Origin of the sequence: Floccifex sp., from assembly GCF_051873495.1 — a bacterium.
GTDB lineage: Bacteria > Bacillota_I > Bacilli_A > Erysipelotrichales > Erysipelotrichaceae > Floccifex.
This window is the reverse complement of sequence record NZ_JBJEEX010000057.1, coordinates 1-10,297: the sequence shown is the minus strand read 5'-3', so window position 1 is coordinate 10,297 and position 10,297 is coordinate 1. Positions and strand designations below refer to the sequence as shown.

Annotated in this window: 11 protein-coding genes; 1 reads left to right on the top strand and 10 read right to left on the bottom strand. The window is 32.0% G+C overall.

What is annotated here, in order from left to right; genetic code table 11:
• Window positions 1-62 precede the first annotated feature (62 nt).
• Entirely contained in the window at window positions 63-821 is a 759-nt protein-coding gene (locus ACI313_RS03790) for a metallophosphoesterase family protein (RefSeq protein WP_439755301.1), read from the bottom strand.
• A gap of 115 nt (window positions 822-936) precedes the next feature.
• Here ACI313_RS03790 and ACI313_RS03785 point away from each other — a divergent pair, with 115 nt between their 5' ends.
• Window positions 937-1,617: an N-acetylmuramoyl-L-alanine amidase gene (locus ACI313_RS03785; protein ID WP_320608397.1), complete on the top strand. Its 681-nt coding sequence runs from the start codon at window positions 937-939 to the stop codon at window positions 1,615-1,617.
• Between the two features lie 190 nt (window positions 1,618-1,807).
• Here ACI313_RS03785 and ACI313_RS03780 read toward each other — a convergent pair whose 3' ends face one another.
• Genes ACI313_RS03780 through ACI313_RS03740 form a run of 9 tightly spaced genes read right to left on the bottom strand, consistent with a single transcriptional unit; the run spans window position 1,808 to window position 10,237 of the window.
• Window positions 1,808-3,433: a DAK2 domain-containing protein gene (locus ACI313_RS03780; protein WP_320608396.1), complete on the bottom strand. Its 1,626-nt coding sequence runs from the start codon at window positions 3,431-3,433 to the stop codon at window positions 1,808-1,810.
• Window positions 3,434-3,442: 9 nt separating this feature from the next.
• Window positions 3,443-3,802 carry an Asp23/Gls24 family envelope stress response protein gene (locus ACI313_RS03775; protein ID WP_320608395.1) on the bottom strand — a complete coding sequence of 120 codons (360 nt, stop codon included), beginning with the start codon at window positions 3,800-3,802 and terminating at the stop codon, window positions 3,443-3,445.
• Between the two features lie 59 nt (window positions 3,803-3,861).
• Window positions 3,862-4,890 (bottom strand): FtsQ-type POTRA domain-containing protein, encoded by a 1,029-nt coding sequence (locus tag ACI313_RS03770; protein WP_439755300.1) that lies wholly within the window; start codon window positions 4,888-4,890, stop codon window positions 3,862-3,864.
• Window positions 4,883-5,782, bottom strand: a complete 900-nt coding sequence (murB, locus tag ACI313_RS03765; protein WP_320608393.1) for a UDP-N-acetylmuramate dehydrogenase — start codon at window positions 5,780-5,782, stop codon at window positions 4,883-4,885. Before murB ends, ACI313_RS03770 begins: the two co-directional genes overlap by 8 nt.
• 7 nt (window positions 5,783-5,789) lie before the next feature.
• On the bottom strand, window positions 5,790-6,860 hold the full coding sequence (gene murG, locus ACI313_RS03760; RefSeq protein ID WP_320608392.1) for an undecaprenyldiphospho-muramoylpentapeptide beta-N-acetylglucosaminyltransferase: 1,071 nt from the start codon (window positions 6,858-6,860) through the stop codon (window positions 5,790-5,792).
• A 56-nt stretch (window positions 6,861-6,916) separates the two neighbouring features.
• Window positions 6,917-7,645, bottom strand: a complete 729-nt coding sequence (srtB, locus tag ACI313_RS03755) for a class B sortase (protein WP_439755299.1) — start codon at window positions 7,643-7,645, stop codon at window positions 6,917-6,919.
• Window positions 7,642-8,607, bottom strand: coding sequence for a Gfo/Idh/MocA family protein (locus ACI313_RS03750; RefSeq protein WP_439755298.1), 966 nt, complete (start codon window positions 8,605-8,607; stop codon window positions 7,642-7,644). Before ACI313_RS03750 ends, srtB begins: the two co-directional genes overlap by 4 nt.
• Window positions 8,607-9,470 carry an aldose 1-epimerase family protein gene (locus ACI313_RS03745; RefSeq protein WP_439755297.1) on the bottom strand — a complete coding sequence of 288 codons (864 nt, stop codon included), beginning with the start codon at window positions 9,468-9,470 and terminating at the stop codon, window positions 8,607-8,609. The genes ACI313_RS03750 and ACI313_RS03745 overlap by 1 nt, the downstream gene beginning before the upstream one ends.
• Entirely contained in the window at window positions 9,470-10,237 is a 768-nt protein-coding gene (locus tag ACI313_RS03740; protein WP_320608388.1) for an HAD-IIB family hydrolase, read from the bottom strand. The genes ACI313_RS03745 and ACI313_RS03740 overlap by 1 nt, the downstream gene beginning before the upstream one ends.
• Window positions 10,238-10,297 lie beyond the last annotated feature (60 nt).

The following is a 10,297-nucleotide window of genomic DNA, read 5'->3' as shown; positions in this document are numbered from 1 at the left end:
ACCTGTGGTTGGTTTATCTCCAACTGAATTAATGCCATGCCCGGCACACAGAAATGCTGTAGTTATTCATTAACTACAGCATTTTTATATGTATCAATTTCGTGATTTAAATCATCCAATAATAATACTTTATCAAATAAAGTGATACATGGTTTATTGTCTATATAATTACATTGATCCGTATGATAATGTCCATGAAACCAACATGAATACGATAATTGGGTACGGAATGATTCTAATACTTCTTGAATGTTTAAACGGTTTTCTTGATAATGTGTCATATCAACATCGTATTTTTTAGAAATTGGATGTGAAGTAAAAATATCATGTGAAAGAACATAATCAACTTTGTAGTTAACTTTTTCTAAATTCTTTTTCGCGTTTTCTACTTCTTCTAAAGTAGGCATTTCATCTTGCCACCAGCTTTTTTTCTCGGTACGATTTTCAAAATCATGTGTATATCCACCACCAAAGACAAAAAAAGAAGATCCATCAAAATTAAATACTTCCCCTCTCATCAAATGATAAATGTTATGGCGAATACGATGTGCTTTCCCTCCATGCCATTCGACAACTGGATACGAATTAATCACATCAAAGTTTTCATGATTTCCATCAACAAAAACAACATTCCAACGAAGTGAAGCTAACCATTTTAACCAGAAAGCATCACTGCTTCCTCCATCCCATATACAACCAAAATCACCACAAATAATGACATAATCATTTTCTGTTAGCGTTTTACCAGGAACAAATCCATCATCGGGATTGATTTTATGAATATCGAACGCTCCATGCGTATCTCCTGTAATATAAATCATCTACTGCCTCCAAAAACAAAAATATTATATCTAACCCACATAGATTTTACAAATGCTGAAAGCGCTTAATGTCTATTTTTTATTTTCTTTTCTTTTTTTATGTTACAATAGACATATGAAAAAAAATACATTTATATTATTTCTTGTTTTTTTAATCGCATTCGTCAGTTCAACTAGTTATCTCTATAAAGCTTTCATGGATGAACCCTATATAGAAACCACGACAACCGTTTGTATTGATCCCGGTCACGGTGGATATGATAGCGGTGCCATTGGACAAGATGGAACCTACGAAAAAGATATTGCCTTAGAGATTGCATTAAGAACAGGTAATTTTATCACAAAAATGGATCCAACTATAAAAGTCATTTATACACGACAAGGTGATGAAGTAAACTGGCCATCAAATGAAAGCGAAGATTTATATTCACGTGTACAAATTGGTTCCCAAGCCGATTATTACATTGCCTTTCATTTAAATTCAAGTGAGGATACAAGTAAAAGTGGTTATTGTTTCTACATTAAAAATGATGACATGACATCTCGTAAAATTTGTCAATCTATAAATGATAATCTAAAGAAACTTCATTATTCTTCCAAAGAAGATATATATACAACTGTGAATTATCCTTTATATGTAGTAGATCAATTATCGATTCCTTCTATTTTATTTGAAATAGGGTATATTTCAAATATTAGTGAATGTAAAAAAATGGAAACATGGCCCATTCAAAATATGATTGCCTATGCGACAAGCCAAGCTATCGTAAAACAAATTCAAAAAGCACGACAATAAAGCGTCGTGCTTTTAATTATAATGTTTTATAAAATAAACTTAATCATTTATCTAAATAATTCAAATTGCCATTGTTATTACCTTTAAAGATGCATTAATACGATTTGAGAATGCTAATATTGTTTTATATGAAGTAAGACTTTCCTTTTCTCCATATAAAAAGAACTGCTTTAATGCAGTTCTCACTTGATTATTCAACACCAATAATAAATGGATATACAGGTTGATTACCTTGGTAAATACTTACTTCCGCATCACTGATTGATTCAATGTATTCAGCAATTTCTTCTGCTTCTTGTTCATTGCTGTCTTCACCATAAATTAAAGTAACCAATTCAGAATCCTCATCAATCATTTGATCCATTAATGCTTTAGTAGCCGAAATACAATCAGGTTTAGACAAGATAATAGAACGATTTAAAATACCCATGTATTCATCTTTCTTGATTTCCATACCTTCGTAAGTAGTATCCTTAATCGCATATGTTACTTCACCAGACTTCACATTGGCAATCGCATCTTCCATATCCGCAATAATTTCATCAATTTCAGCTTCTGGATTGAACATTACACAAGCACTAATTCCTTGTGGAATTGTTTTAGCTGGTAATACATGAATATCTTGGTCTTCACAAACTTGGGCAGCTTGTGTAGCAGCCATAACAATATTAGAATTGTTTGGTAAAATTATGATATGTTCACAATTTAATTTACCAATGGCACTGACAAAGTCTTCAGTACTTGGGTTCATTGTTTGTCCTCCCCCAATGACAATGTCAGCTCTTAATTCTTTGAACATTTCACCAATTCCACTACCAGGAGCAACCGTGATAATTCCATATTTTTTCTTTTCCGCAACAACTTCTTCTTGTTCTTTTTCAAGAATGTTATCATGTTGTTGTTGCATATTTTCAACCTTCAATTTAAGGAAACGACCACGACGTTTTCCCATTTTAATTGCCGTAAATGGTTCTAAAGTATGAACATGAACTTTTACAATATCTTCATCTTGTACACAAACAATAGAATTACCAATTGTAGCCAATTCATTTGAAAAATCGCTTTCTGAGAAATGTTTCATTCCTGTTTGCGATAATTTCAAAATAAACTCTGTACAGAATCCAAACTCTTCTTCTTGTCCTTCTACTTTAGTTTGACTTGCTTCAACTGCCTGAGCACTCTTTTGTTCTACAACAACATGCCCTTTCATAGCTTCTAACATACCTTCAAAAATGACAGTTAAACCTTTACCACCAGAGTCAACTACACCTACTTCTTTTAAGACAGGAAGTAATTCTGGTGTACGTAGAAGAGCTTCATTACATTCTTCTACCATTTTTGCCATAACAAGTTCACAGTCTGTAATTTCCTGTGTTACAGTGTAAGCATATGTATAATCAGCAGCTTCACGAACAACTGTTAAAATTGTTCCTTCTACTGGTCTCATAACTGCTTTATACGCAACTCTTGAACCATTGACAAGTGCATGAGCTAATTGTGAAGCATCAATTGTTTCATTGTCTTGAAGTTCTTGATAAATTCCTCTAAAAATTTGTGATGTGATAACCCCTGAGTTTCCTCTTGCTCCCATCAATAAACCACGTGAAAGTGATTTTAAAATTTTTCCACAGTGTTCTGTATCTTCTTTTAATGCTGCCTTAACCCCATTAGAAACAGTTAAAAACATATTTGTTCCGGTATCCCCGTCTGGAACTGGGAACACGTTTAAGGCATCAACTTCAGCGGCATGATTGCTTAAGTTATTCATTCCGCTTTCTAACATCTGCTTCAATAACGATCCATTAATTCTTTCCATATAATCTCCCTATTTTAACAGGCGTACTCCCTGTACGCAGATGTTAACTTCCTTACATTTAATTTCAAGTGTTTTTTCTACTTCGTATTTAACTCTTTTTTGAGCTTCTAATACCACTTCACTTAATTTAATTCCTTGTAAGGCAATAATATATAAATCCAAGACTAATCCGTCTTCTTGGTTACGCACTACAACTCCACGAGCATAATTTTCTTTTTTCAATAATTCGGCCCATCCATCGCGTACTGTCTTTTGAGAAGCCATCCCTACTACACCATAACATTCTGTAATAGCGCCTCCTGCTAAACTAGCAATCGCGTCTAAAGAAATCGAAATATTTCCATATTCTGTTGATTTATTAATCGGCATATTTTTCCTCCTTTACTTTTGTATTATACCCCATTGTTTTAAATTAAACAATAAGGCACTTATTGTACTTCGACTAACGAAGCGGACTCACTATCCCATATAAAATATTGACCTGTATAAGGGCTTAAATAATATCCAGTTGAATATGAATAATACCAACCCGAATTTTCATCATACACCCAATCATTAATCGCATCCAAATCACTTCCCGTATTTTGATTTAAAGTATCATCAACAATAGGTTGTGACTGTTCTTGTTCCTGAATTTGTTCTTGTTCATAAGTACATGTCTTATCTTCTTCAGACCATGTTCCACCATCTTCTTGACAAGCTTGAATTTGTTCTTCAAGTTCTTTACGATTTGTTGTGATATCCGAACAATTGATTTTATCAATCGCATTGTGTTGACTATCCAACAATAAACAAGCACTGACTCCTTTTAACTGTGTTAAAACAAGTGAATATTTACTAATCATCGATAGACTATCCATACTTGAATAAACAGAATTGCCATCTCTCATAATGAGACGAACCATGTTTTTATCATAGGAAGAAGAAAAAGGTACAATTTGCGATATTTTTTCAATCACTTCATGACTGATGTTTTCTTCGTCTTTTTTCAAAGCCTCACACAAAGCTTTTCTTTGTGATTTAGATAAATCAGAAATTAAAGGAAGATGAATCAAATTTGATTTAAATTCTTTATCTAATTCAATTGATTCATTATCAACAGTAAGAATATAATATTGATCATCTTCTATATAATAACCAATTAAATCTTTTTCTTTCACTTGAATCACAAGTCGATTCTCGTCTTTTTTTACATTTACCGAATCAACTAAAGGTAAATTGGAAATCTCTTTTTCCATGATTCCCGAAGGAATTAACCACAAACGCGTATTTAAAGAAAGATGAGCTTGCTCATAAATCTGTTTATCCGAGTAAAAATAATTTCCTTGACATGACAAAACTCGAGCTTTCGAATCATCGCATAGACAATATAATAGAAAACTCGATAGTGCAAAAATAAGCACACAAAGGATAGTTGTGGTTCTTAATGAAAAAGAAGATTTCTTACTTTTATTCACAATTAAAATGCTCCACTTCTGTAATTAAATCAATTCCATAAGATTCTTTGGCTGCTTTTTGAATTAAAGCAATTAGATCTCTTACATCTTGTGCTTTTGCATTTCCCGCATTCACAATAAAATTACTATGTTTTTCAGATACTTGTGCACCTCCAATTTGGTGACCACGTAACCCTAAATCATCAACCAACTTCCAAGCAGGAATGGATTCAGGATTTCTGAATACGGAACCAGCACATGGTTTATCTAATGGCTGACTAGCCAATCTTCTTTCACGACGGGAATCCATCAATGAAAGAATTTCTTCTTTATTACCAGGTTTACATTTAAATTTTGCCGCCAAGATAATCCATTCTGGATGTGATTGAAAACTTGATTTACGATATCCAAACATCAATTCATCTTTTTGCATCCAGATAATTTGATCATCCATAAAAACTAATACCGATTCCAAAATATTAGAAAAATCAGATTTATAGGCACCGGCATTCATATAAACACCACCACCAATAGAACCTGGAATTCCAGTAGCAAATTCTAAGCCAGTCAATCCATTTTTCCCGGCTTCAACAGCTAAATTGATAGTTGAACATCCAGCTTGGGCAACAATTGTTCCATCTGGTTCTACATAAGAATCATTTAAATAACGATCTAAGTTAATAACCGCTCCATCAAAGTAGTTATCACCCCATAATACATTGGACCCACGTCCCATAACTTCATAACGAATTTTATTATCTTTCAAAATACGAATAATACGCATTAAAGAAAGAAGATTTTTAGGATAAATATAATAACGAACATTTCCACCAATGCGATAAGTTGTGTGTTTTGACATTGGTTCATTTTCTAAAACATCTGCATATATTTTTAATTTTTCACTAATATTCATATTAACCTCATTCAAACATATGCTGGCACAACGAAATAATATCATAGGCTGCCTTAGGTTTTCCTAAAGACAAAGCCGCTTGTTTCACTAATTTCATTTCTTCTTCATTTCCAAATAAATCTTGAATTGCCTGATTTAAATGCTTGGCATCTAAATCTTTTTCTTCAATCATATACGCCGCTCTTTGATCAACTAATTCCTTGGCATTGTAATATTGATGATTTTCAGCAACATAAGGACTTGGAATCAAAATAGAAGGAATTCCAAGTGCAGTTAATTCAGCAATCGTTGTAGCTCCAGCACGACAAATCATACCATCTACATGTGAATAGATACGAAGTGTATCTACATAATTCACAACATGAATGTTTTCACTTTCTAATTGTGACATGTCGTCTTCGTTGTTTTTTCCACATACATATAAAAATTGAAGACGATCAAAATTTCCTTTTAAGGAATCTTTCATAAGTTTATTAATACTGCTGCTTCCCAAAGAACCCATCATAATCAGAATTGTTTTCTTATTCAAATCCAATCCCAATGATTGAAAATACGCTTCATCAAACTTAGCTTCACATGCTACAGTTGCACGTGGATTTCCATATAGATGAATCTTTTCTTTTGGGAACACTTCATTACATTTTTCATAACACGTAAAGATCACATTTGCTTTTTTCATTACCAATTGATTTGCCTTACCCACAATTGAGTTTTGTTCATGCATCGCAACTGGAATGGAAAGAGAATGTGCTGCCATTAATACAGGAGCACTCACATATCCTCCAAAGCCCATGACCATATCCGGTTTAAATTCTTTTAAATATGACTTTGCTTTATTGTACGCCAAAAACATCTGACCAATTGCTTTCATTTTTGAAAAAACATTTCCAACTAAGCCAGATGTATGAAGTGATGCGAATTGATATCCATAGGAAGGAATTAAATCCGCTTCCATACGATTATCATTACCAATAAATAATATATCAATAGAAGGATCCAAGCTCTTCCATTTATCCGCCAAAGCAAGGGCAGGATAAATATGACCTCCCGTTCCTCCTGTTACTAAACAAATTTTCATATTCCCATATATTATCTATTTTTTTATTGTCAAAATCAAGTAAAAAAAAGCAGCTTCTATTTAGAAGCTACTTGAATTGGTTCATCATAGTTTTCTAAAGAAGCTACTAGAACAAAACGATAAGCAGAATGTAGACCATAATCCAAATCACATGTTGATAAAGTAACAACCCGATTCACGTTTTCTTGATTTGTGAAATGCGTTGATGTTTGTTCATATCGACTCATCATTTGATTCATATCAAAATTAGTTGTGTAATATTCACATCCATCTTGCACTTGCGAAAAGCAAATCACATTGCATTTATAATTTTGATTTGGTGTCAATAAATAATAATAAGGATGTTCCTTATAATACGATTCATCTTTATATTCTTTTATTGAAGTAAACATCCCTCCACTATCAACTGAATGACCATAAATAATCGAATTCGTATCTGAGAAATCTCTTTGATTATCACAATTCAAGAAAATAGAACCCAAATTATTATCTTCTTTTAAATACGTATGATTTAAATAATAAGAATTATCACTTCCTTGTACGACAGGAAAAGATATCTCACTATCAGGTATTAAAATCCAAGCAATAATATCTGGATTTTTCTGTTGAAGGGAATCCCAATCTACTTCATATACATTGTCTTCGGACACAATTGTTTTTTCCATTTCTTCTACTTCTTTATTCACCGAATTCTTAACTTGATAAATTTGAAATAATTGAAATGCACTAAAACAAAATACACCAAGACAAACAATAAATAAAATACTATTTAATATCTTTTTCATAAATTCAGCCTATATTCATTTACACATTCAACGACATCTAATATATCATGACTCATCTTAAAATTCATCACTTTGCTCATTCTTTTTTCATTTAAACAATCACAAGCCTCTTGAATTTCACCCGCAAAATCACTTTTCATTTTGATTGTGAGTTGTTCTTTTTTGCCATTCATATCAATATAAGCTACTTCACTTTTCCAAAAAGATGGAATGGTAATTGTTCCTTGTTCTGTAACAATAATAGCCTTCCCTTTATTTTCACTATAATACAACCAAGAACAATTAGCCTGAGCAACAATTCCATTTTCATATTGAATCTGACTCATCATGCCAAAATCACATTGATAATCTTGATAACGAATAGGACTTGCCACAATATGTTTCATTTCAGAATTTGCCATATAATGACAAAAACAAATTGGATATACCCCCACATCATAGGAACTACCTCCATATAATGGATTCATAGCCCAACTATCTTTTTCATATTGATCTTTACAATCACAAGAATAATCTGCCTGGATAGATAATATCTTTCCATATTGTCCAGATTGAAGTCGTTTACGAATTTCTACATTAACAGGAATAAAACAAGTTTTATGAGCTTCCATTAGAAAACAACGATTTTTCTTAGATGCTTGTTCTAATCGAGCTAATTCTTCATTGCTTCGAACCATCGGTTTTTCACAAATAACATGCTTACCATATGAAAAACACAATAAAATTTGTTCTAAATGTAAATGATTAGGCGTACAAATATAAACAACATCGACATTTTTATCTTGTAACATATCTTCATAAGAACCATAAGAAATACAGGCATGATATTGTTCTTTATATTGATTTGCCTTATCTATACTACGCGAACAAACTGCATATAAACAAGCATCATCAACACTTAAAATTCCTTTAATCACACGATGAGCTATATTTCCTAAGCCCATTACTCCAAAACGAATCATTATAAAGCCTCAATTGTATAACTTGTTTCAAATACTTCTTGTGGTTTTAAAATCATAGTTCCTTCACGTGTATAGAAATCATCGTGTCCGTATTCAAAATCAGCATGTCCAAACCATGGTTCAATACAAATAAAGTCACTTGGTACATCAATTGTCCATAAAGCTAAATAAGGGAAACCATCAATACTCATTCTAACTCTAGGTTCTCCTTTACATGAAAGCGTAACATATTTAGATTTTAGGTCTTTATAAATAATTGTTGCGTATTTCTTAATATCATCTCTTGAACATTTCCAAGTATCAAAAGAAACATCTTTATATTCAACTTTCTTTTCAAAACTTGGATCAAATAATAACTGTTTAGCTTGTTCTTTTACTTCAAAATCAATGGAATAATCTTCAAATTTTTCATTGTTATTTTGTGGAACAATAAAAGCTGGATGTAAACCAAAAGTATATGGCATATCTTCCTGAGAAGTATTTTGAATATGATATTCAATTTTTAATTGACGTCCAACTAGTGAATATTTATTTTCATAATGAAAAGAAAAAGGATACTGTTTTAAAGTTTCCTCATTCGCATCTAAAATGAATACGATAGAATCTTTATTTTGTTGCCCATTCAAAGTCGCATAACGAATTAAACCATGATTTTTCATTGCATACTTTTCACCATGGATTGTGTACTCTTTAGTTGCGGTATTTCCGATAATTGGAAACAAAGTAGGATTCTTTCCAGACCATCCTTGATTTCCTTGATACATTAATTCTTTATTTTTTTCTAAATCATAAAAAGATTGGATTTCTCCACCTTTTTCACTACATTCCAAACGAACAAATTCATTTTCTAAAATAAATGACATTATAATTCCTCCTTAAGATAATAATAAATGGGATCCCTTTCAATTTCATCAAGAACCACATCCGCTTCTTTTTTTACAACATCCTTCGCATTTCCCATAGCTACACCGATATCAGCTTGTTTCAACATCAATATATCGTTTTCACCGTCGCCAAAACAAATCGTTTGATCAATTTGTTTTAATTTTTTATATTCTTGAACAGATATTGCTTTATCTAATCCATTCATACGGATTTCAAGACAATCAGGGTAACGAACAATTCCTTTATTTTCAAATAAATCATAAAAATATTTTTGATGTTTTAAATCTGTGGTCATAACTAATAAATTATAAGCATTTTCTTGTTCATATGGCTTAAAATCCGGCGTAGTTAAATACAAATCCATCCAAATACGATGGCACTTTAAATCAGGTGGTGTTGCCCAGTAATTACCATCTTTCGTTGAATAACGATACACAATACCGTGTTCTTTACAATATGAATCAACTTTTTCCATTTTTTCTAAAGACATAGGATGATGTTGAATAATATTTAAATTTTGATCCAACATTAAGGCTCCACCATCTAATATATAAACATCAAAAGGAAAAGTCCGTAGACACTTAGGAAGATGCGATAGTTCTTGTAAACATCTAGAAGTACAAAGGCCAATATAATCGTTTTGGGCTTTGATTCTTTTTAGTTGTTCCATACACCGAGGCGAAACTTCATGATATTTTTGATAATATAGGGTTCCATCAATATCAAAAAAATAAGCTCTTTTCATATCTTAATTGAACTAACACACTCTAACGAGTGTGGGCTTTTTTTTATAAAGCCTGGTTCT